Origin of the sequence: Streptomyces sp. NPDC006743, from assembly GCF_040703815.1 — a bacterium.
Classification (GTDB): domain Bacteria; phylum Actinomycetota; class Actinomycetes; order Streptomycetales; family Streptomycetaceae; genus Streptomyces.
The window spans coordinates 12,046-34,311 of sequence record NZ_JBEYJA010000025.1; the positions used below are offsets into that span (position 1 = coordinate 12,046).

19 protein-coding genes and 1 pseudogene are annotated in these 22,266 nt (G+C 75.0%); 8 read left to right on the forward strand and 12 right to left on the reverse strand.

Annotated elements, in window-relative coordinates:
* Positions 1–6: 6 nt before the first annotated feature.
* The 3 genes from ABZ719_RS21005 to ABZ719_RS21015 all read right to left on the reverse strand — a co-directional run bounded on the left by ABZ719_RS21005 (position 7) and on the right by ABZ719_RS21015 (position 3,600).
* Positions 7–1,176, reverse strand: coding sequence for an MFS transporter (locus ABZ719_RS21005; RefSeq protein WP_366726694.1), 1,170 nt, complete (start codon positions 1,174–1,176; stop codon positions 7–9).
* Between the two features lie 542 nt (positions 1,177–1,718).
* Complete coding sequence (locus tag ABZ719_RS21010) at positions 1,719–2,225, reverse strand: hypothetical protein (RefSeq protein ID WP_366726695.1); 507 nt, start codon at positions 2,223–2,225, stop codon at positions 1,719–1,721.
* 517 nt (positions 2,226–2,742) lie between these two features.
* Entirely contained in the window at positions 2,743–3,600 is an 858-nt protein-coding gene (locus ABZ719_RS21015) for a class I SAM-dependent methyltransferase (protein ID WP_366726696.1), read from the reverse strand.
* A 207-nt stretch (positions 3,601–3,807) separates the two neighbouring features.
* On the opposite strand from ABZ719_RS21015, the gene ABZ719_RS21020 reads away from it, so the two are divergent.
* On the forward strand, positions 3,808–4,188 hold the full coding sequence (locus tag ABZ719_RS21020) for a luciferase family protein (RefSeq protein WP_366726697.1): 381 nt from the start codon (positions 3,808–3,810) through the stop codon (positions 4,186–4,188).
* Between the two features lie 196 nt (positions 4,189–4,384).
* Here ABZ719_RS21020 and ABZ719_RS21025 read toward each other — a convergent pair whose 3' ends face one another.
* Positions 4,385–5,164, reverse strand: coding sequence for a DeoR/GlpR family DNA-binding transcription regulator (locus ABZ719_RS21025; protein ID WP_037854614.1), 780 nt, complete (start codon positions 5,162–5,164; stop codon positions 4,385–4,387).
* 124 nt (positions 5,165–5,288) lie between these two features.
* On the opposite strand from ABZ719_RS21025, the gene ABZ719_RS21030 reads away from it, so the two are divergent.
* Together ABZ719_RS21030 and ABZ719_RS21035 are read left to right on the forward strand one after the other, a co-directional pair.
* Complete coding sequence (locus ABZ719_RS21030) at positions 5,289–6,170, forward strand: sugar isomerase (protein WP_366726698.1); 882 nt, start codon at positions 5,289–5,291, stop codon at positions 6,168–6,170.
* Positions 6,171–6,206: 36 nt separating this feature from the next.
* Positions 6,207–7,169, forward strand: a complete 963-nt coding sequence (locus tag ABZ719_RS21035) for a ketose-bisphosphate aldolase (protein WP_366726699.1) — start codon at positions 6,207–6,209, stop codon at positions 7,167–7,169.
* Here the strand turns inward: ABZ719_RS21035 and ABZ719_RS21040 are convergent.
* Positions 7,159–8,292 (reverse strand): methyltransferase, encoded by a 1,134-nt coding sequence (locus tag ABZ719_RS21040; RefSeq protein WP_366726700.1) that lies wholly within the window; start codon positions 8,290–8,292, stop codon positions 7,159–7,161. The genes ABZ719_RS21035 and ABZ719_RS21040 overlap by 11 nt on opposite strands.
* Positions 8,293–8,359: 67 nt before the next feature.
* Here ABZ719_RS21040 and ABZ719_RS21045 point away from each other — a divergent pair, with 67 nt between their 5' ends.
* Positions 8,360–9,118: an alpha-ketoglutarate-dependent dioxygenase AlkB gene (locus ABZ719_RS21045; protein ID WP_366726701.1), complete on the forward strand. Its 759-nt coding sequence runs from the start codon at positions 8,360–8,362 to the stop codon at positions 9,116–9,118.
* Between the two features lie 81 nt (positions 9,119–9,199).
* Positions 9,200–10,438 (forward strand): ROK family protein, encoded by a 1,239-nt coding sequence (locus ABZ719_RS21050; protein ID WP_366726702.1) that lies wholly within the window; start codon positions 9,200–9,202, stop codon positions 10,436–10,438.
* Positions 10,439–10,504: 66 nt separating this feature from the next.
* Here the strand turns inward: ABZ719_RS21050 and ABZ719_RS21055 are convergent.
* The 3 genes and pseudogenes from ABZ719_RS21055 to ABZ719_RS21065 form a co-directional block, all read right to left on the reverse strand.
* Positions 10,505–10,817: pseudogene (locus ABZ719_RS21055) on the reverse strand (IMP dehydrogenase); the annotation flags it as partial.
* Between the two features lie 42 nt (positions 10,818–10,859).
* Complete coding sequence (locus ABZ719_RS21060) at positions 10,860–11,267, reverse strand: cupin domain-containing protein (protein ID WP_366726703.1); 408 nt, start codon at positions 11,265–11,267, stop codon at positions 10,860–10,862.
* A 115-nt stretch (positions 11,268–11,382) separates the two neighbouring features.
* Positions 11,383–11,712: a carboxymuconolactone decarboxylase family protein gene (locus tag ABZ719_RS21065; RefSeq protein WP_366726704.1), complete on the reverse strand. Its 330-nt coding sequence runs from the start codon at positions 11,710–11,712 to the stop codon at positions 11,383–11,385.
* A 167-nt stretch (positions 11,713–11,879) separates the two neighbouring features.
* Here ABZ719_RS21065 and ABZ719_RS21070 point away from each other — a divergent pair, with 167 nt between their 5' ends.
* Positions 11,880–12,749 (forward strand): helix-turn-helix domain-containing protein, encoded by an 870-nt coding sequence (locus ABZ719_RS21070; RefSeq protein ID WP_366726705.1) that lies wholly within the window; start codon positions 11,880–11,882, stop codon positions 12,747–12,749.
* 455 nt (positions 12,750–13,204) lie between these two features.
* Here the strand turns inward: ABZ719_RS21070 and ABZ719_RS21075 are convergent, their stop codons facing one another.
* Together ABZ719_RS21075 and ABZ719_RS21080 are read right to left on the reverse strand one after the other, a co-directional pair.
* A complete protein-coding gene (locus ABZ719_RS21075; protein ID WP_366726706.1) occupies positions 13,205–13,747 on the reverse strand; it encodes an ATP-binding protein in 543 nt (180 codons plus the stop codon).
* A 194-nt stretch (positions 13,748–13,941) separates the two neighbouring features.
* Complete coding sequence (locus ABZ719_RS21080) at positions 13,942–14,265, reverse strand: hypothetical protein (protein WP_366726707.1); 324 nt, start codon at positions 14,263–14,265, stop codon at positions 13,942–13,944.
* A gap of 430 nt (positions 14,266–14,695) precedes the next feature.
* Between ABZ719_RS21080 and ABZ719_RS21085 the strand changes: the two genes are divergently transcribed.
* On the forward strand, positions 14,696–15,820 hold the full coding sequence (locus tag ABZ719_RS21085) for a PLP-dependent cysteine synthase family protein (RefSeq protein WP_366726708.1): 1,125 nt from the start codon (positions 14,696–14,698) through the stop codon (positions 15,818–15,820).
* Between the two features lie 90 nt (positions 15,821–15,910).
* On the opposite strand, the gene ABZ719_RS21090 is transcribed toward ABZ719_RS21085, so the two are convergent.
* The gene (locus ABZ719_RS21090) at positions 15,911–16,738 is read right to left on the reverse strand and encodes a DeoR/GlpR family DNA-binding transcription regulator (RefSeq protein ID WP_366726709.1); all 828 of its coding nucleotides are present in this window, start codon (positions 16,736–16,738) and stop codon (positions 15,911–15,913) included.
* A gap of 590 nt (positions 16,739–17,328) precedes the next feature.
* Here ABZ719_RS21090 and ABZ719_RS21095 point away from each other — a divergent pair.
* Positions 17,329–19,716, forward strand: a complete 2,388-nt coding sequence (locus ABZ719_RS21095; protein WP_366726767.1) for a hypothetical protein — start codon at positions 17,329–17,331, stop codon at positions 19,714–19,716.
* Here ABZ719_RS21095 and ABZ719_RS21100 read toward each other — a convergent pair.
* On the reverse strand, positions 19,686–22,133 hold the full coding sequence (locus tag ABZ719_RS21100) for a right-handed parallel beta-helix repeat-containing protein (protein WP_366726710.1): 2,448 nt from the start codon (positions 22,131–22,133) through the stop codon (positions 19,686–19,688). The genes ABZ719_RS21095 and ABZ719_RS21100 overlap by 31 nt on opposite strands.
* Positions 22,134–22,266: the final 133 nt, after the last annotated feature.

Below are 22,266 nucleotides of genomic sequence, written 5' to 3' on the forward strand. Positions count from 1 at the left end.
CCCGCCTCACTCGTACGCCGACCGCCGGGTCGCGAACCCGATCGCGGCGGCGACGGCGGCCAGGACGGCGACGCTGGTGAGCGCGGCCCGCAGGGAGAGCCATTCGGCCATGAACCCGATGGCCGGAGGCCCCAGGAGCATGCCGCCGTAACCGAGGGTGGAGGCGGTCGCGACACCGCTCGGGCCGGCCAGGGCGCCGGCGCGCTCCACGGCGACCGGGAAGAGGTTCGCGAGCCCGAGCCCGGTGACGGCGAAGCCGAGCAGGGCCGCCCACACGGTCGGCGCCAGACAGCCGAGCAGCATGCCGACGGCCCCGACGCAGCCGCCCGCCACGATCGTGCGGGTGCGGCCGAGCCGTTCGAGCAGGGTGGTCCCGGTCAGCCGCCCCACGGTCATGGCGAGCGCGAAGCAGGAGTAGCCGACCGCCGCGACGCCCGGCGAGGCGGCCAGGTCCTGGGTGAGGTGCAGCGCGCCCCAGTCGGCCATGGCGCCCTCGCCGTAGGCCGTGCACAGGGCGATGAGACCGAGGACGAGGACCGTCGCGCGAGTTCGCCCGTCCAGCCGGCGCGTGTCCCGCTCCCCTGGGCGAGTCAGGCCCGGCGGGGGCGGGGCCGGGGGCGTGATCCGCAGGAGCGTGCGGCCCGCGACCGCGGTGACGAGCAGGCCGATCAGGGTGAGGGACAGCAGGTGGCGGGTGGGGGAGAGATGACCGGCCACCAGCCCGCCCAGGCCCGCCCCGGCCATGCCGCCGAGGCTGAAGGCGGCGTGGAAGGTCGGCATGACCGGCCGCCGCAGCGCGGCCACCAGATCGACGGCCGCGCTGTTGAACGCCACGTTGATGCCCCCGTAGGCGGCACCGAACACCAGGAGCACGGCGCCGAGGGCCGGGGCGGAGTGGGTGAGCGGGGGCAGGGCGACGCTGAGGGAGAGCAGGACGGCGCAGACCACGGTGACGGGGTGGCTGCCGTAGCGGCGGCACAGACGCCCGGTGAGGGTCATCGTCACCACGGCCCCGGCGGAGACGCCGAGCAGCGCGAGGCCGAGCGCCCCGGCGGAGGCGTGCGTCTGCTCCTTGACGGCCGGGATGCGCACCACCCAGCCGGCGAAGACGAAGCCGTCGAGCGCGAAGAACGCGGTGAGGGCGATCCGGAGCCGGACGAGCGAGGGGTCCGGCACGACACTGTGCGAACGGACTTTGTTTATTAGCGGCACAAAGTCAGGCTAGAAGGGCGTTCGCGGCGGGGCAAGGGGGTGGGCGGACCGCCCCGGGTGGGACGGTGCGGAGTTTCCGGGTGCGGTTCCGCGCAGGTCAGCGGATGGGGGCGGGAGAGCCGGTCCGATCGGAGCGGGCTGGCCGGAGCGGGCCCGTCCCGCCGGGGCCGCACCGGAACCCCGTGCCGGAAGTAGAGGAACGGCCGCGTCGCGGTGGCCGCGCGGCGATGACCGCGGTGGGGACGGCCGCGTCGGGACGGCCTCGCCCCAGCGGCCGGCCGCCCCGGGATCCCGCGTCGCAGGTACAGGAACGGCCGCGCGGCAACGGTCGCGCTGGGACGGCCTCGCCGCAGCGGCCGGCCGCACCGCGAGGGCGCCGCCGGACAGCTCAGCGGAGTGGCCCGGCGGACGAGCGGGCCCCGCGCAACCGGGGCGGCGGCCCGTCGCGGTGCGGGCGCCGCGCCACCTCTCCCCTGGTGCTGGTCGGCCTCTCCCCAGGGTGCCGGTCAGCCCGTCATACGGCCCCAGCGGGTGTCCATGCGGGCCCATTCGTCGTCCCACTGGTCGAAGCGGTGGTGGTCCAGACGGGACTGCGCGAGTTTCGCGGTGCCGATGACGAGACCGACGGTCGCCGTTCCGGCCCACAGTCCGCCCAGGACCGACTGGAAGGCCGTGTCGGCCGCCGAGGCGGGCGGGGAGGTCAGGGCGCCGTGCCCGTTGGTCCAGACGGTGATGCGGGACCCGGGGGTGGCGGCGGCCGGGACCCGGGTGCGGTCCGTGTGGCCGGCGCCGTCGGGTTCGGTCCAGCGGACCGTCCCCCACACCAGGGCGCCGCCGGCCGGCCGGTCGTTCCCCCCGGGGCCGTCCCGGGTGAGCACGGCGGTCACCGGGTGGCTCTGCGCGCGGGCGCGTTCCGCCGTCTGCTGCATCGCGCCCACCGTCAGCAGCCCGGCCACCAGACCGCCCACCAGGGCGAGGACCCAGGCGGCCAGCAGGATCCACGCCTCGATCACATCGCTGGTCCGGCGGAGTGGATTGCGCCGCCATCGCCACCGCCACACTCCCGCACGACGTGTCACTTCCGACACCCCCTCGTGCCAGACCTACGGGCCTTGGAGCTGCGAACGGAGGTGGGGTCCGATCAGCGGGCGGTGTCCGGTGCGTGCGACCGCAAGGCGCCGGAAGGTCCTTGCAGCGGAGCCACCAGGGCTTTGTGGCGACGCGACGAGGGCGCGTGCCGGGCGCCGCCCGCCGGGGCCCCACTTCTGTTCGCAGCTCTTACTGCAAGTGTGCCCCCAGAAGCGATCAGAGGCCTGCGCGCGGGCGGAAGGAGCGCGACGAGCGCCACGCCGCAACCGGCGCGACGAGCGCTACGGCGCAACCGGCGCGACGAGCGCCACGCCGCAACCGGCGCGACGAGCGCTACGACGCACCCAGCGCGACGATCCAACCAGCGCGACCAGCGCCACGACAGGGCCCCCGGGACGCTCGGCGCCGAAGCGTGCCGCAGGCCGGGGCGCCTTCGACGGTTCAGACCGTGGCCACCAGCAGTTCCTCCGCGGCCGCCGGACGCAGCCCGTCCGTCCGGCCGCTGAAGTAGCGCCGCGCCAGGTCCTCCGCCGGCACGTGCCGCACCTGCGCGAACCCCGCCTCGCGCGCGAGGGAGAGCATCTGCGGCGGGGAGAAGAAGCTGAGGAACGGCGTCCCCGAGGCCCGCGCCCGGCGCGCGGTGGTCTCCAGCAGGTCGCGCATCACCGGCTCCAGCAGTTCCGCGGGCTGCATGAACGTCATGGCCAGCGTGGAGCCGGGCGCGAGTCCCGCCACCTGGCGCAGCGTGCCCGTGATCGCCTCCCGCGTGAGGTACATGCTCACGCCCGTGCAGGCCACCACCGCCGGGCCGGCCGTGTCGAACCCGGCCGCGACCAGTTCCTCCCACCAGGAGCCGCCCGCCTCGAAGTCGACGGGCACCAGCCGCAGGCCGTCGGGGACCCCCAGTCCCAGTTCGGCCAGGCGCCGCCGCTTCCACGCCTGCGGCTCCGGCTGGTCCACCTCGAACACCCGCATCCCGGCCGCCACCTCGGGCCGGCGCTGGACGAAGGTGTCCAGACCGGCGCCGAGGATTACGTACTGCGTGACGCCCCGCCCGGCCTCCGCCACGACCAGGTCCTCGACGAAGCGGGCCCGGGCCACGATGCCCGCCCGGAACGCCCGCGTCCCCTCCGGGTCCATGTCCGGTCGCGCGCGCCAGTCCTCGCCGGGGTCCGCCAGGCGCAGGCCCACCTCGTCCTCGAAGACGTGCGGCGGCGGATCGGCCCGCAGGTGCAGCGCCCGCCACAGCGCGACCCGCACCGCCGTGTGGTCCGGCTGCTCCGCCCGACTGCCGACCATGCGCCCACCACTCCTCCGCGACCGGACCGGGGGCGGTCGCCCCCGGGGACCAGGGTGGTGCCTGCGCGGGGCGGCCACCACCGCGCCGATGGGCCGTCCGGCGGGTCTTGCCCGAACGGGTGAGGCGGCCTTCCCGTTTTGGACACGGATCGGTTAAGGCTTCCTCACGTGTCGGTTGCCGTGCGGTGAGCGCGCCATGATGGGCCCATGACGCTCGCCGCGCGCGCTCTCGCCCAACTGGCCACCTGGCCCGACCTGATGGAAGCGGTACCGAGCTGTGGCACCGGGCAGGCGCTCAGCTCGGCGCACGGGGAGATCGCCCACTTCCACTCCGACCGCGACGTCGACCTCAAGCTGACCGACCGGGCCATACGCCGGCTGTCGGGCGACCTCCGACGCTTCGCCGCCGTCCGTGTCGTGCCGGGCTCCTCCTGGGTGACGATCCGCCTGGACGCCTCGGCCGACGTCGATCTCCTCCTGTCCCTCATGAGCGTCGCGCTCAAGGCCGATCAGGGGGGAGCGGGGGAGGACCGTCCGGTCCCGGCGGGCTGCAACGACGGCCGTGGTGTGGGTTTCCTGCGCACCTGACCCGCCCGGGCCCCGGCCACGGTCCCGGTACGCGGCGAACACGCCGGACACCTCGGTCCGCCCCGAGACCCCGGGCGTCCCGCCTGCTCCGATCGCCGCGGCGGTTCCGGGCCGTCGGCAGGCGTCGAGCGGCCCGGTGGGACCGCGGACCCGGGCTCTCCCCCCGGGCGGCCGCAGCCCCCGGCGTGCCCCGGTCTCAGACGGTGACCACCCGGACCCCCGCCTCCTCGAACCTGCGGACCGTCTCCTGGCCCGCCGCCGCGTCCGTGACCAGGGTGTCCACCGACTCCGCCGGGCAGATGCGGGCGAAGGCGCGGCGCCCCAGCTTGCTGGAGTCCGCGGCCACGACGACGCGCTCGGCGCGCTCGCACAGCACCCGGTTGATGGCCGCCTCCGCCTCGTCGTGGGCCGCCGCACCGTGCGTGACGTCGAAGGCGACCACCCCGAGCACCGCCACGTCGAGCGTGATCTGCCCGAGCACGCCGTCCGCCAGCGGCCCGATCAGCTCGTACGACTGCGGGCGGGCGACCCCGCCGGTCACCACGATCTTGAACTGGGGCCGCACGGCCAGCTCGTTGGCGATGTTGAGCGCGTTCGTCACCACGGTCAGGGCGGGCGAGCCGGAGCCGAGGTCGCCGCGCACCGCCAGGGCGCGCGCCACCTCCGTGGTCGTGGTGCCGCCGGTCAGGCCCACCGCCTCCCCGGGCGCGACGAGGCCGGCGACGGCCTGGGCGATGCGCTGCTTCTCCGATGCGCGGCGGGCTGTCTTGTAGCGCAGCGGCAGCTCGTAGGAGACGCCGTGCACGACCGCGCCGCCCCGGGTGCGTACGAGCATCTGCTGCTCGGCGAGCTGGTCGAAGTCGCGCCGGATCGTGGCGGCCGACACCTCCAGCCGGGTCGCCGCCTCCTCGACCTCCAGGCGGCCGTGCTCCACGAGCAGTTCCAGCAGCGCCTTCCAGCGGGCGTCGCGCGACATCGGCGGCCTCCGTTCGTCCGTCCTCCGCGACCTTAGCGCACCCGACGCGCAGTGAAATGCTTGATTGTGCTCGAAAGTGGGCTGTATCTTGCAAGAACAATCAGATGACCCGGGAGGGTGTGCCATGAGCCATGTCGAGGACGAGCTGACCAGCCAGCCGGAGTGCTGGACCCGAGTCGCGGCCGAAGCCGCGGAGCACGGCCGGGCGCTGCCGGCCCCGGGGGAACGGGTCGCGATCGTCGGCTGCGGGACCTCGTACTTCATGGCGCAGTCCGCCGCGGCGCTGCGCGAGGGCGCCGGCCAGGGCGAGACCGACGCCTTCGCCGCCTCGGAATTCCCCCGAGGCCGTGCCTACGACCGCGTGATCGCCCTGACCCGGTCCGGCACCACCACCGAAGTCCTCGACCTGCTGGACGGGTTGAAGGGCACCACCCGCACCACCGCCGTCACGGCGGACCCGGCCACCCCGGTCATGTCCGCCGCCGACGACGTCGTCGTCCTCGACTACGCGGACGAACGCTCGGTCGTGCAGACCCGGTTCGCCACCACCGCGCTCACCCTGCTGCGCGCCCACCTCGGCCTGCACACCGACGCCGTGGTCGCCGACGCCCGCACCGCACTGGCCGGGCCCCTGCCCGAAGGGCTCGTCGACTGCACGCAGTTCACCTTCCTGGGCCGCGGCTGGACCGTGGGCCTCGCCAACGAGGCCGGCCTCAAGATGCGCGAGGCCTCCCTGTCCTGGACCGAGGCGTACCCGGCGATGGAGTACCGCCACGGCCCCATCAGCGTCACCACCCGGGGAACGGCCACCTGGGCGCTCGACGAGGCACCGGAAGGCCTCGCCGAGCAGGTCCGCGGCACGGGCGCGCTGTGGGTCCAGGGCACCCTCGACCCGCTGGCCGAACTCGTGCGCGCCCAGCGCCTCGCGGTGGCCGTCGCCGCCTCCCGCGGCCTCGACCCCGACCAGCCGCGCCACCTCACCCGCTCGGTGATCCTCACCCCCTGACCGCCTGCCCCGCCCCCTTCCCGAAAGGAACAGGCCGTGCCGCTTGCAGCCACCGGCGACCTGGTCGCCAGCGCAGCCGCCGCGCGCTCCGCCGTCGCCGCGTTCAACATCATCACCCTGGAACACATCGAGGCCGTCGTCGCGGGCGCCGAGGCGGCCGGCGCACCCGTCCTCCTCCAGGTCAGCGAGAACGCGGTCGCGTACCGCTACGGGCGGCTGCTGCCGCTCGCCCGCGCCGCCGTCGCCGCGGCCGAACGGGCAGCCGTCCCCGTCGCCTTGCACCTCGACCACGTGCAGAGCGACGACCTGCTGCGCCAGGCCGCCGACGCGGGCTTCGGCTCGGTGATGTACGACGCGGCGCGGCTGCCCTACGCGGAGAACCTCGCCGCGACCCGGGCCGCCGCCGAGTGGGCGCACTCCCGGGGCCTGTGGATCGAGGCGGAGCTGGGGGAGGTCGGCGGCAAGGACGGCCGGCCGCCGCTGGACGCCCACGCCCCGGGTGCCCGTACCGACCCCACCGAGGCGCACGCGTTCGTCACCGACTCCGGCGTGGACGCCCTGGCCGTGGCCATCGGCAACACGCACGCCATGACGGAACGCACCGCCGCCCTCGACCATGACCTCATCAAGAGCCTGGCCGGCGCGCTGGACGTCCCGCTCGTCCTGCACGGCTCCTCCGGCGTGCCCGACGGCGAACTGACGGCGGCCGTCACCGGCGGCATCGCCAAGGTCAACATCGGCACCGCCCTCAACATCGCGATGACCGCGGCGGTCCGCGACTTCCTCGCCGCCCACCCGGAGGCGGTCGACTCCCGCAAGTACCTGGGAGTGGGCCGCGAGGCGATGGCGCGGGAGGTGGAACGCCTCATCCGCGTGATCGGCACGCCGGCCGTCCGGGCCGCCTCGGACGACACCGGCACGCCGGCCGCCGCCGGTGCGTCCGAGGGCGCCGCCGCACCGGACGGCCTCGGCACGGCGGGTGCAGCGGCTACCTCTTGACGGCCGTCAGCACCACGAACTTCGGGTTGCCGGCCACCAGCCGGCAATTGCCGAACAGCCGGCGCAGCTTCACGTGATAACCCAGGTGCCGGTTGCCGACCACCCACAGCGCACCACCGGGGCGCAGCGCCCGCCGCGCCCCGGTGAACATCCGCCACGCCGTCGCGTCCGTCGTCGCCTGGTGCGAGTGGAAGGGCGGGTTGTTCAGCACCAGGTCCACGCTGCCGGCCGGCACCCCGTCCAGGCCGTCCCCGACCCGGAACTCCGCGTGCCCCGGCACCCCGTTCGCCTTGTACGTCGCCTCCGCCGACGCCACCGCCTGGAACGACTCGTCCGTGAACAGCACCTCGGCCCCCGGGTGCGCCAGCGCCACCGCCGTACCCACCACACCGTTGCCGCAGCCCAGGTCCACCACGCGGCGCGCGGTGCGCGCGTCCGGCAGGTGCTCCAGGAGGAAACGGGTGCCGATGTCGAGCCGGTCGGCGCAGAAGACCCCCGCGTGGTTGACGACCGGCCGCCCGGAGACCGCGCCGACCCCGTCGGGCAGCGTGTACGTGTACGGCCACGGGTTCGCGGGCCGTTCCAGCGCCGGGTCCGGCCGGCACAGGATCAGCCGCGCCTTGCGCTCGGCCAGTGAGGTCCGGGTGGGGCCCAGGACCCGCTCGAACAGCGCCAGAGTGGAGGTGTGGATCTCCTTGACCATGCCGGTGCCGACGACCACCGTGCCCGCGTGCACCCCCGGTGCCAGCCGCAGCAGCTGGTCCTCCAGCAGGGCGAGGCTCTTGGGCACCCGCACCAGCAGGACGTCGATCCGTCCGGGCGGCGGGTCCTGAGTGGTCAGCAGGCGCACCGCCCCGGTCCCCACCCCGTTGCGGGCGAGGTTGGCGCGAGCCGCTTCCTGCCCGAGGTAGGAGTCCGTGATGTGCACCGGCCGGTGCGCCGCCAGCGCCGTGACCAGCGCGCCCCAGCGGTCCCCGAGGACCACGACCGTGCCGGACAGGTCGATGGACTGTTCGGCGAGGTGTCGCAGCAGGTACTCGTCGGAGGCGTCCCAGGCACGCAGCCGGTCGCGCGGGTCCTCGGGGAACCGGGCCAGCGCCGGCTCGCCCCAGGCAGTCGTCATACGGTCGTTCATCGTGCGTCCAGGCTAGCCGAGCCGCAGCTCACGACCGCTCGGGCAGGATGGAGGCATGGACGCCGAGCTGTTCCCCCGTTCCCGTACGGAGATCGCGCCGGGTGCCGTGCACGTACCGGACTGGCTGGACGCGGCCGGGCAGCGCGAGCTGCTGGCCGCCTGCCGGGAGTGGGCCCGCCCGCCGGCCGGCCTGCGCACGGTGCGCACCCCCGGCGGCGGCACGATGACCGCCCGGCAGGTCTGCCTCGGCCGGCACTGGTACCCGTACGGCTACGCGCCCACGGCGGTCGACGGCGACGGCGCCCCGGTCAAACCCTTCCCGGCCTGGCTCGGGGAGCTGGGCCGGCGCGCGGTCGCGGACGCGCTGGGAACCGGCGCGCTCGCGGCGCAGGGGGCCGGCACGGACGCGTTCGGAGCCGACGGGGCCGGCGCGGCTGCGTACGACATCGCGCTCATCAACTTCTACGACGCCGACGCCCGTATGGGCATGCACCGCGACAGCGACGAGAAGTCCGGCGCACCCGTGGTGTCGCTGAGCCTCGGCGACACCTGCGTGTTCCGCTTCGGCAACACCCGCACCCGGGCGAAGCCGTACACGGACGTCGAGCTGCGCAGCGGTGACCTGTTCGTGTTCGGCGGCCCGTCCCGGCTGGCGTACCACGGCGTGCCGCGCGTCCACGGGGGCACCGCACCGCGTGAGTCGGGCCTCACCGGGCGGCTGAACGTCACGCTCCGGGTGAGCGGGTTCCAGGATCCCTCCGCCGGATCCCGCGCCGTGCCGCCGCCCGCACCGGACCCCGCTCACCTGGGCTGATCCGCACCGCCGCTGACCTGCGGCACGATCGGCCCGGCGGACCCGCCGGCCGGGCCCGCGGATCATGGGAGACTCGGCCTCATGAGCGGCAAGGCGGACCCCCGGGCGGCGGGGGAAGGGACCCCCTCGAGGACGCGGCTGGACCGGGGGCGCGGTGCGCTCGGACCCGCCCTGGAGCTGGTGCACACCGGACGTGCCCCGACCCGCGCCGTGCTCACCGCCGAACTGGGCGTGACCCGGGCGACGGCCGGTGCGGTCGCCGCCGAGCTGGAGGCGCTGGGCCTGATCCGGGTGGACGCCCGGCCGGGGGCGGCGGCCGGTTCCCAGGGACGGCCCTCGCACCGGCTCACGGTCGCGGACGAGGGCCCCGTGGCCCTGGCCGCCCAGGTGCACGCGGACGGCTTCCGGGCCGCCCTGGTGGGGCTCGGCGGCCGGATCGTGGCGACCGCGCCGGGCTGCGAGACCGTCGACGCCGACCCGGCCAAGGTGCTCGGCTCGGTCGTCGAGGCGGGCGCCGAGCTGCTGCGGGCCACCGGGCGGCGCTGCGTCGGGGCGGGTCTCGCCGTGCCCTCCGCGGTCGCCGAACCGGACGGCACGGCCCTGAACCCGCTCCATCTCGCCTGGCCCGCGGGCGCCCCCGTGCGGCGGATCTTCGCCCGGTGCGTACGCGAGGCCGGCATCGGCGGACCGGCGTTCGCGGCGAACGACGTCAACCTCGCCGCGCTCGCCGAGCACCGGCACGGCGCCGGACGCGGCGCCCGCGACCTGCTGTGCGTGGCCACCGGACACCGGGGCGTGGGCGGCGCGCTGGTGCTGGACGGGCGGCTGCACACCGGCAGTTCGGGGCTGGCGCTGGAGGTCGGCCACCTCACCGTGAACCCCGAGGGCCGGCCCTGCCACTGCGGCAGCCGCGGCTGCCTCGACGTGGAGGCCGACCCGCTGGCCTTCCTCACCGCCGCGGGCCGGGAACCGGGCCCCGAGGTGTCGCTGCTGAAGCAGGCCGAGGACCTGATCCGCGGCCACTACGACGACCCGGCCGTCCGCACGGCCACGGCCGCCCTGATCGACCGCCTGGGCCTCGGGCTCGCCGGACTGGTGAACATCCTCAACCCGGACCGGATCATCCTCGGCGGACTGCACCGCGCCCTGCTCGACGCCGACCCCGGCCGGCTGCGGGCCGTCGTCGCCGACCGCAGTCTGTGGGGGCAGAGCGGCGGGGTCCCCATCCTGCCCTGCACGCTGGCCCACAACAGCCTGGTCGGCGCGGCCGAGCTGGCCTGGCAGCCGGTCCTCGACGACCCGCTGGCGGCACTGACCTGACCCGGACCGGACCGGCCGGGCCGCCGGCAGGGCAGGGCACGGCGGCCTCATGAGCGGGCGGCCCGCTCAGGGCCGGAGCAGCGTCCTGAGCGCGCGGCGTTCGTCCACGGCCCGGTGACCCTGGGCCACCTCCTCCAGCGGGAGATTCAGGTCGAAGGCCCTGTCCGGATCGGTACGGCCGTCAGGCCCCCGTTCGATCAGAACCGGCAGGAAGGCCCGCACCGGGGCCGGCCCGCCGCGCGGCCGGCGTGGGAGAACAGTTCCTGACCGTCGATCCCCACGCCGTGCGGCACCCGTCGAAGCCGACGTCGCCGCCGGGGCGGGTGCATCGCAGCGCCCGCCGCACGGACCGGGCGGTGCCGGCGCACGCCAGGACTGCTGATCGTTGCGCGTACGGGGGGTCCCCGCTCGTCGTCGCTTCTCAGGTGCGGTCGCGGGTGCCGACGCGCGGGCCTGCGTACTCGGCGTCCGTCACGTGCTCCAGCCAGGTCGTCTCGTCGCCCTCCCACAGCGCCAGGTGGGTCATGAACGTGCCGGGGGCCGCGCCGTGCCAGTGCTCCTCGCCCGGCGGGGTCCAGATCACGTCGCCCGGGCGGGCCTCGAGGATCGCGCCGCCGCGCGCCTGGACCAGCGCGACGCCCTCGACGATGCAGAGGGTCTGGCCCAGGCCGTGCGAGTGCCAGGCCGTGCGGGCGCCGGGCGTGAAGCGGACCATGTTCGCCCGGGCGCGGGAGGGCTCCTCGCCCCGCAGGAGGACGTCGGCGTAGGCGTCGCCGGTGAACCACTCGGCGGGGAGTTTCATGGTCGGGGGCTGTGCGAGAAGTTCCATGGTGTCGTTCGTCTCCGTGCGGTCGGTGAAAAGGGGGCCGGGGCGGTGGGTCCGGGCCGGGCAGGGCCCGGAGGGCGGCCCCGCCGCCCCGGGAGGGAGCCCCCGGGGGCTCCGGTCAGGAGGCTCGGAAGAGCTGCTTGGCCACGGTCATCGCGGACATGGCCCGGGGCCACCCGGCGTAGAACGCCAGGTGGGTGAGGACCGCGATCAGCTCCTGCTCGCTCGCCCCGTTCTCCCTGGCCAGCGTCAGGTGGTAGCGGAGCTGCTCGGTGCTGCCGCTGGTCACCAGGGAAGCGACGGTCACCAGGCTGCGGTCGCGCGGGGAGAGCTCCCGGCCCTCCCAGACCTGCCCGAACAGCACGTCGTCCGTGTACCCGACCAGCGCGGGAGCGAAGTCCCCCAGCATCTTCTGCGCGCCCGAGGGCTCGGTGTGCTCGCTCGTCATCGTCGTCCTTCCTTTCGTTCCACCGGGGCGCCGCCATCGCAGAGCCGGTGCCCGCCATCGCGCCCCGGATCGATGCAACCGCAGGTCACGGGGGTGGGGAAGGACTCGCTGATACGTGTACCGGCAGGGCACCCCACACGCGTGGCGGCGGACGTGCCCTCGGTCGGGTGGACAACCGCACCGAGATCCGCGAGTTCCTGACCACTCGCCGCAACAAGATCACCCCGCGGCAGGCGGGCCTGCCGGCGCACGGCCGCAACCGGCGCGTCCCGGGGCTGCGCCGCGAGGAGGTCGCGCTTCTCGCCGGAGTCAGCGTCGAGTACTACGCCCGCCTGGAACGGGGCAGCCTGAACGGTGCCTCACAGACCGTGCTCGACGCCCTCGCCCGTGCCCTCCTGCTCGACGAGGCGGAGCGCAGGCACCTGTTCGATCTCGCGCGCACCGCCGACACCACCCGCCGCGGCCCGCGCCGCGGACGCCCGCAGCAGATCCGGCCCGGTCTGCTCAGCCTGCTGCACGCGATGACCGACGCGCCCGCCTTCATCCGCAACGGGCGTCTCGACGTCCTCGCCGTCAACGACCTCGGCCGCGACCTGTACGCACCGCTGTTCGCCGGCCCGGCCCGCCCCGCCAACCTCGCCCGCTTCCGCTTCCTGGACGACGGCGCCCGCGATCTCTGTCCCGACTGGGAAGGCACCGCCCACACGACCGTCGCCCTGCTGCGCACGGAGGCGGGGCGCGACCCGTACAACCGGGAGCTGACCGACCTGGTCGGTGAACTCTGCACCCGCAGTGAGGAGTTCCGCACCCTGTGGGCCGCCCACGACGTACGGCTGCACCAGACCGGCGTGAAGACCTTCCGCCACCCCGCCGTCGGTGACCTCGCCCTCCTCTTCGAAGCCCTGCCGCTGCCGGCCGACCCGGGGCTGACCCTCACCGCGTACAGCGCCGAGCCCGGCACCCCCGCCCACGACCGCCTGCGCCTGCTGGCCACCTGGGCGGCGACCACCGACGAGCCGACGCACCGGCTGTCCTGACACCGCGGCACTGCGACCGGACACGGCCACGCCCGCGTACCCCTCGCGCGGTACGCACACAGCCACCGGCCGTACGACGACCCGGACTCCCTCCCGGGGCCGCCACCGGGGCGTCACCGGCGGACTCCTCGGAGGCCCACCCGGGGTTCTCCGCAACTCCTCGGGGAACTCCCGAACTTGTCCGCGGCACTTCGAGAGCGCCTCGAGAGCGCTTCGGGCGAGCGTCCGAGGAAGTTCGGGCGCCGACTGCCGGTGCCGGGGGGCAGTTCGGCGTACGGGCAGGACGGGTGCCCTGTGACCACGCCGCCACCGGTGGCGCCGACAGCACCGCCGACCGGCCGCCGGCCGCGCACGCACCGCAGCCGCCCGCGGTCGTTCCGGTGGCTCACCGCAGCGGGTCACCGGAACGGCGTGGGCGGCCGAGGGTCGCGTCCCCGCGCGTCCTCACCGCCCGGTCACCCGACAACGGCCGACCGGGCGGGAGCGTGCGCGGGGCGCGCGCCGTCGAGGGCGGGGCCGACCTCGGTGAACCGGGGCACGGACTGCTCCCCGCCCACCAGCCGCGGTACCCGTGCGGGCACCCCGACCGGACCGGCGGCCGTGGGCAGGGTGAACCACACCACCTTGCCCTCCTCGCCGTCCGGGCGAGCACCCCAGCTCTCGCTCATCGCGGCCACCATCGCGAGCCCCCGGCCCTCGGTGGCCAGCGGTGCGATCTCGCCCATGTCCTCCACCACGGGAAGACGTGGATCATGGTCGCGTACGGAGACGGTGAGCCGGTCGAGCAGCAACTCCAGCTCGACGGTGCACAGTTTGTCGGGCCGGGCGTGCTGGTGGACGTTGGTCAGCAACTCCGTCACACCGAGCGCGGCCCGGTCTATCAGAGGATCCAGATGCCAGTAGCGCAAGTGCGCCGATACGATTCTGCGGACCTGGCCGATCCGCGACGGCAGGGCTTGGAGCTCCACCGTGCAGTGCCTGCTTGGGTGACTGATCACGGCTGCGACTCCCCGACGTTGAGGTCCGGAAGAACACGACGTTTCGGATGCAGCAGGGCGCCTGCGTGACACTGCCGCCTGCTGTCGTGGCCGGCGGGCTGGTTCGCAGCGTTATCGCCGGTAAACCCAGAGTGACGTGAGACCAGCGTGGCGCAAGGGGTTCGGTACCGCAACTTCGAGTCACCTTCCGACGTTCAGCCGTCCCGTCCCGCCGCCCGGCGGACCGCCTCGATGAACCGCTCGGCGGCCGGCGGACCCGGCTCCCCGGGCGGAGGGTCGTCCGCGGCGAGGGTGAGCACGTACCGGTGGCCGTTGAGGTCGGCCAGCGCCCGGTCCTCCGGGGCCAGCCACGGCCTGGACGCGCGCACCGCACGGATCGGCGCGCTGTCGATCTCGCTGCCGTAGCTGGTCAGCAGCTCCAGCCTGCCGTCGCTGATCCGCACCCGCCCGGCCCGGGTCAGCGAGCGCAGCCGCCGCGCGATCCGCACCCCCCTGGCCGTGAACTCCGGCTCCGCCATCCCTGACCGCCCCCTTGCATGCGCCGGCGCCCGGTGCGCGCGCCGGCTCCCGTCGCCGCCGGGACACGCCCGCACGCCCGGCTCCGATACCGACGGGACACGAACCGGCACGGTTCGTCCGGGGCCCGGCGCGTTTCCGGCGGGCTGTTCGTCCCGCGCGGTGCAGTCTGCCCCGCTTCGGCACGGAGCACCAGAGCACGTGGGACCCCGGCGGGCCCGGACCCGGAGCACTCGCGCGAACGCGCCCCGGCCGATGCCCGCAGTGCGCCGCCGACGCGCTCTGGCGCGTCGCGCCCCAGGGCAGCCTTTGAGCCGCTCAAAGTGGCGTTTATGCAGGTGAAAGGCGTGCCGAAGGTGTCTATCATCGAGTGCGTCGGGCCGTGCGACACGCCGTCGCGGGCACCGTGAGCCCAGTTTGAGGAGTACGGCCGTGAGCACCACCGAGCAGCGCCGGACCGGCGAGACCCTCGACGTCGACCGCAGCGACACCGGCTACCGCGACTGGCTCAAAGAGGCCGTCCGCAAGGTCCAGGCCGACGCCAACCGCTCCGCCGACACCCACCTGCTCCGCTTCCCGCTGCCCGAGGAATGGGGGGTCGACCTGTACCTGAAGGACGAGTCGACCCATCCGACCGGCAGCCTGAAGCACCGCCTGGCGCGCTCCCTGTTCCTGTACGGCCTGTGCAACGGCTGGATCCGGCCGGACCGCCCGGTCATCGAGGCCTCCAGCGGGTCCACGGCCGTCTCCGAGGCGTACTTCGCCAAGCTGATCGGGGTGCCCTTCATCGCGGTGATGCCGCGTACGACGAGCGCGGAGAAGTGCCGCCTGATCGAGTTCCACGGCGCGCGCTGCCACTTCGTGGACGACCCGCGCACGATGTACGAGGCCGCGGCGCGGCTGGCGGTGGACACCGGCGGCCACTACATGGACCAGTTCACCTACGCCGAGCGGGCCACGGACTGGCGGGGCAACAACAACATCGCCGAATCCATCTTCCGCCAGCTGGAGCTGGAACGGTTCCCCGAGCCCGCGTGGATCGTGGCCACCGCGGGCACCGGCGGCACCTCCGCCACCCTCGCGCGCTACGTCCACTACATGCAGTACGACACCCGCGTCTGCGTCGCCGACCCGGACAACTCCTGTTTCTTCGAGGGCTGGACCACCGGGGACGCGGACGTCACCTGCGAGCGCGGCTCACGCATCGAGGGCATCGGCCGCCCGCGCATGGAACCGAGCTTCGTGCCCGGCGCCATCGACCGGATGATGAAGGTGCCCGACGCCGCCGCCGTCGCCGCCGTCCGCGCCCTGGAGCGGGTCATCGGCCGCAAGGCCGGCGGCTCCACCGGCACCGGGCTGTGGAGCGCCCTGAAGATCGTCGCCGAGATGCGGGAGCAGGGACGCCGCGGGAGTGTCGTCACGCTCCTGTGCGACCCGGGCGACCGCTACCTCGACAAGTACTACTCGGACACCTGGCTGGCCGAACAGGGCCTGGACAGCGCGCCGTTCACGGCGGCGATCGAAGCGTTCCTGACCACCGGCACCTGGCCGCGCTGAGCCGGGGACAGTCCCGCCGGCCCGCCGGCCGCCGTCCGGTCGGTTCGCCGCCCGTTCGCCCCCGTCGGCGGCGGCACCCCTGCGGGGGCGTCAGCCGGCTGAGCCCTCCACGGTCTCGCCCGCCACCACCAGCCGCAGGTGTTCCGAGATCTCGGTGCGCGCCTGCGCCGGCAGCCCGGCGTCCGTCACCAGGGTGTCCACCTGCTCCAGTGTCGCGAACGAACTCAGCCCGACCACACCCCACTTGGTGTGGTCGGCGATCACCACGACACGCCGTGCGGACTGCACCAGCCGCCGGTTCGTCTCCGCCTCCGCGAGGTTCGGGGTCGACAGACCGGCCTCGGCCGATATCCCGTGCACCCCGAGGAAGAGCATGTCGAAGTGGAGCGCCGCGATCGCCTGGTCGGCCACCGGGCCCACCAGCGAGTCGGACGGTGTGCGCACACCGCCGGTCAGCACCACGGTCGCCGCGCCCTGGCGCTGGCCGGAGGTGCGCTGCGCCGTGTGGAAGACGTCCGCGACCCGGACCGAGTTGGTGACCACCGTCAGGTCCGGCAGGTCCACCAGGTGATGGGCCAGCGCATACGTCGTCGTACCGCCCGAGAGGGCGATCGCCGAGCCCGGCGCCACCAGCTCGGCGGCGGCCCGCGCGATGTCCTCCTTGGCCGTCAGCTCCAGACCCGACTTGGCCTCGAAGCCGGGCTCGTGCGTACTGGCCTCCACGACCGGGACCGCGCCGCCGTGCACCTTCTCCAGCATGCCCTGACGGGCCAGCGCGTCCAGGTCACGGCGGACCGTCATGTCCGACACGCCGAGCTTGCGGGTCAGCTCGTTGACCCGCACCCCGCCCCGGCGCCGGACCTCGTCGAGGATCAGGGCGCGCCGCTGCTCCGCGAGGAGGTTCTGATTCTCGCTCACGTGTGCTCCGGTTCCTTTCGCCTCAAGCCGTCCGACCCGCGCCTGCGCGGCGGGTCCGGCGAGGAGGTCCGGACAGCCCCGGTGCGCGGGCGCCCCATCCTTTCACGGGTCACCCGCCGCGGCGCCATCCCCCGCCCCGACGCGCTCATGCCAGAAACAAGCGCCCGGGCCGCACGCCCCCCTCACTCCGATGTCACCCGGATCGGGGAGATTGCGTGACAGGGGCTGTGCGGCGGGCCGCCGGCGGAGATCCTGGTCGCGCACCGGCAAGGACGACGGCGCGACCCGAGGGAAGTGCGGCAGTGGCACAGACACGAGGACACCCGACGGCGAACGGACCGGATGCACCGGACGGACGGGGCGGACCGGGCGGATCGGACGGACCGGAAAAGCCTGACCGACCCGATGGCTCTCACGGGCCTGACGCACCTGACAAGCCTGACGGACCCGATGGGAGCGCTGACGGAGCCGACGGGCCTGACGGACCCGGCGGCGCTGCCCGGGCCGACGGACCCGGTGCGCCGGACGGGGCGGGCGGGGCGCGTCCGGCCGGGAGCCCCGGCGCGCCGTCAGGACCGCCCCCGCCCGCGCTGGAACTCCTCGTGCACGGCGTCGGCGGCACCACGCCCGAGAAGATGCTCGACGACGAGCGGACGGTACGGGTCACCGGCGACGACACCGCGGCGGTCTACCGCCGGGCCGCCGACGCGGACGCCGAGACCCTGGCGGGGCGGGGCCCCGGCCGGCCGGTGCCCGAGGCGTACGTCTGGTGCAACCTCACCTCCGGCGACGGCAGCCGCGCCCTGTGGCTGTTGCTGCTGCCGTTCATGGTCGTCAACCTCGCCCACTGGATGCGCCCCGGGGCCCACGGCCGCCCCCGCACCGTACGCCTGTACGGTCTGCTGGTCCGGCTGGCCGGTCTGACCCTCACCGTGCTGCTCGTCGCCGCCGCCTGCGAGGTCGCCCTCGACCTGGCCGCCTGGCAGTGCGCGGGCACACTCGCCTGCACCGCACGCCACTCCTGGCTGGCCTTCCTCTCGCCCGCCACGGGCGGCTGGTGGAGCCAGCCCGGCCGCCGGCTCGCCCTGGCCGCGCTGGTGCCCGCCGCCCTCACCGGCCTGCTGTGCCACCTCTCCCACCGCACCTGGAGCGCCTACGAGTCCCAGCAGCCGCCGTCCCCGGGCCCCGAAGCCGAGGAGGAACCGGGCGGCGGCTCCCTGGCCCGGCCCGGCTTCTGGTACGGCAGGCGCCTGGTGGCCCGGCTGCGCGGAGCGCACACCGCCGCCGGACTGCTGACCGTCGCCGCGGCGGTCGCCGTCCCCGCCGCGCGCTTCGACCGGCGGCCGGGCGGCCCCGCGGCCCTGGAGGCCCTGGGCTGGCTGCTGCACGCCGCCCTCGCCGGCACGGCCGCCCTGGCGGTGGCCGTGGTCTGCCGCCGGGGCCGCAGCGAGCACCGCCTCGACCGGCACCTGGACCGCCGCCTCGTACGGTGGCTGCCGCTCGGCGCGCTCCTGCTGTTCGCCCTCGCCCTGGTCTACGGCGGCTGGTCGCGCCCCGGCTGGACGTCCGCGGGCCGGCTGCAGGGCGACGCCGCCTTCGGTGCCGTCTCCCTGGTGCAGGGCGCCCTGGTCGTCGCCCTCGCCGTCACCGCGGGAGTGCTGCACCGCGGCCGGTCCGCCGACCACCGGCCGGGTACGCCGCCCGCTGCCGGCGGACAGCGGGCCGCGCTGCGCGGCCAGGGCGGACCGGCGGTCGCCATGCTGTCCTGCGCGCTCGGCGGAGTCATGTCCGGCGGCGTCGCCCAGCGCGTGGCCGACTGGCTGGACGGCACCGGCGGCTGGATCCAGGGACCGCCGGTCCTGCTCACCTGGCAGGCGTCCGTCATCCCTCCGCTGCTCCTGTTGCTGCTGGTGCTGTGCGGGCGGCTCGCCGGCCGCACCTGGCGGCTGGCGCGCGCCGAGCGCGCAGCGGTACGGCGGGACTTCCCGGACGAGCCGGCCGACCGCGAGCGCACCCGCCGGATCGCCCGCACGCGCGCGACGGCCACCCTCACCGACGACGCGCCGCTCGTCGTCGGCGTCGTCTCCGCCGCCACCCTCCTGCTGGGCACCGTCGCGCTCGTCGGCGCCCTCGGCACCGGCCGGACCCCGGTCCAGGCCGCCGGCGAGGTCCACCCGGCCGTCCAGGGCGCCGCCCAGACCGCGCAGGCACTGGGCTCCTGGCTCGTCGGACTCGGGTTCATAGCGTTCGTCACCTGGGGCCGGCGCGCCTACAAGGACGCCTCCGCCCGGCGCACCATCGGCATCCTCTGGGACGTCGGCACCTTCTGGCCGCGCGCCGCCCACCCCTTCGCGCCGCCGTGCTACGCGGAACGCGCGGTCCCCGACCTCACCTGGCGGATGGCCACCTGGACCCGGGCCACCGGGGGCCGTCTCGTCCTGTCCGGACACTCACAGGGCAGTGTGCTGGCAGCCGCCGCGGCCTGGCAGCTCACCCCGGCGGTCCGCCGCCGGGTCGCGCTGCTCACCTACGGCTCCCCGCTGACCCGCCTCTACGGCCGCTGGTTCCCGGCCCACTTCGGACCGGGCGCCCTCACCGGACTGCACCGCGACGTGGTCTGCTGGCGCAACCTGTACCGGCTCACCGACCCCATCGGCGGTCCCGTCCGCCTGCCCCGCGACGGCGGCCCGGGGGCCGGGTGCCCGGAGGTCGACCGCGCCCCGCTGAAGGACCCGCTCGCCTACGGCCGTACGGCACGGCATCCGCTGCCCGCACCGGTCCTCGGCCACTCCGACTACCAGGCCGACCCGGCCTTCGCCGAGGAACGCCGTGAGCTGCTGGCCCGGCTGCACCCGGAAGTGCCCCCACCACGTCGCGACGCGGACTCGTCGACCTCCCCGGCCGCCGGCCCGCGACCGGGCGCGCGGTCACCGGCAGACACCGGGGTTCAGGGCAGCTCGGGCAGATCCTCGGAGTAGAGCAGGGACAGATCGTCGGTGTCGGGGTCGTCGAGCTGGGCGACCCGGCTCGCGTGCCGCTCCACCATCGCCTCGAACGTCTGCCGCGCCGTGCGGCCGTTGCCGAACGCGGCGCCCCGGGGCAGCGCCGTGAAGTACTTCAGCAGCGCGTCCGGCGTGCCCGGCGCGAGCCGGTACTCGTGCTCCTCGGCCTGCTGCCCGACGATCCGCAGCAGCTCCTCGGGACCGTAGTCGCTGAAGGTGATGGTGCGCGAGAAGCGCGAGGCCACGCCGGGGTTGACGGACAGGAACCGCTCCATCTCGGCCGTGTAGCCGGCGACGATCACCACGACCGCGTCGCGGTGGTCCTCCATCAGCTTCACCAGCGTGTCGATGGCCTCCTTGCCGAAGTCGCGCCCGGCGTCCTCGGGGGAGAGCGCGTACGCCTCGTCGATGAACAGCACCCCGCCGCGCGCCCGTTCGAACGCCTCCTGGGTGCGGATCGCGGTGGAGCCGATGTGCTCCCCGACCAGGTCGACGCGGGACACCTCGACGAGATGGCCCTTGTCCAGGACCCCGAGGGAGGCGAGGATCTCGCCGTACAGGCGGGCGACCGTCGTCTTGCCGGTGCCGGGGGAGCCGGTGAAGACCAGGTGGCGCTTGACGGAGGCGGCCTTGAGTCCCGCCTGCTGCCGGCGCCGGCCCACCTCGATCATGTCCGTGAGGGCCCGCACCTCGCGCTTGACGCTCTCCAGGCCGACCAGGGCGTCGAGTTCACCCAGCACGTCCTTCGCGGTGCGCGCGGGCCGCTCCTCCTGAACCGCGGGCGCGGGCGGCTCCTGCGCGGTGCCGCGCTGCCCGGGGACCGCCCCCAGCAGACCGGGCGCACCGGGCGACGGCTGCACCGTCTGCACGGCCGTCTCCCGGGCGGCGGGCGGACGCACGCCGCCGCTCTCGTCGCTCGCGCAGTCCTCGACGACCGGTCCCGACCCGGGTGCCGCGTCCGGGCCGGCGTCCGCGAACTCGTACCCGCCGCGGGCGCACCGCTCCGTACGGCACTTCTTCAGCGTGGTGCGGCAGCCGTCGATCACATGGAAGCCGTAGCCCCCGCTGCCGGTGACCCGGCATCCCAGGAAGCTGCCGCGGCCGCCGGCGGAGACGTAGAAACCGGCCTCGGCGGGGGAGACCACGGTGCAGCGCTCGATGGTCGGGTCGGCGCCCTTGGTGACGATCACCCCGGTCTGGGTGGCGTCCACCGTGCAGTTGGCGAGCGTGCCGCCGCTGCCGTGGTCACGGAACCACGCCCCCGTGGCCGCTTCCTTGATCCGGCAGTCGTCGAGCTGCGCCGTGGCGCCGTCGCTCACCGACACGGCGGTGTTGCGCACCTGGGACAGGTCGCTGTCGACGACGTCCGCGCGGGAACCGCGGTCCAGGACGAACAGGGCGTCCGGCACGTCGTGCACCCGGCAGGAGTCGAGGACCGCGGTCGCGCCGTCACTGATCCACACGGCCGGGTAGTCGCCGGTGCTGTCGGAGATCTCGCACTGGTTGGCGTCCACCCGGGTCCCCGGGTCCCACACCGACAGGCCGTTGCGCCCGAACCGGCGCACCGTGGTCCGCGTCAGCGTCAGCACGGAACGCGAACGCAGGTCCACCGCGTTCTCCGGGATGTCGTGGAGCCGGCAGTCGGCGAGGGTGAGCACGGCGTCCGTGTCGAGGGTGACGCCGTCCGCGGTGGTGCGGTGCACCTCGCAGTCGGTGAGGTGCGCGGCGGCCCGCCCGGTCACCTGCACACCGCTGCCGCGGACCTCGTAGACCTCGCAGCCGACGGCCTCCAGGGCGGAGCCGTCCCCGGTCACGGTGATGCCCGGGCCCGAGGTGTGGTGGATCCGGCAGCGTTCGAGACGCGGGTGGGCGGCGTCCCGGACCGACACGCCGGACTGCCCGGCGGCCAGGATCTCGCACTCCTCGAACACCCCGCCGCCCGAACCGAGTACGGCGATGCCGGCGCCGGCCGGATTGTCCACCGTGCAGCGCCGCACGGTGGGGCGGGCTCCGCCGCGCACCTCGATGCCGGACGCCGACCGGGTCACGATCCGCACGTCCCTCAGCTCCGGTGTGCCCTCCTCCACCAGCAGGGCGGGCGCGGTGGTGTCCTGGCCCTCCACGTACAGGTCCTGCACCACCGCCGAGGCGCGCACGGTCAGCGGCACCCCGTCCACGGGGGCGATGCGCACCGCGCCGGGGGCTCCCTCGGGACCGCGCAGGGTCACCGCGCGCTGGACGACGAGGTTCTCGCGGTAGGTGCCCGCGGCGACGGTGAGGACGTCACCGTCCGCCGCGGCCTCCAGGGCGGCGGCCAGCGATGCGTACTCACCCGTGCGGCGCCGCCACCGTGATGTGCCGGTGTGCGTCACCTGGACCGTGCCCTGTGCCATGGTGTTGCCGTGCCCCCACCTCGTCGTACTGATGGCTCGTTCACCTTCGGGGCGCCGCACCGGTGCCGGGACCGGGGCCGTGCTCAGCCCGTCGGGCCGCCGCGCGCACGCGCGCGGAGGGTGCCGAACGCGT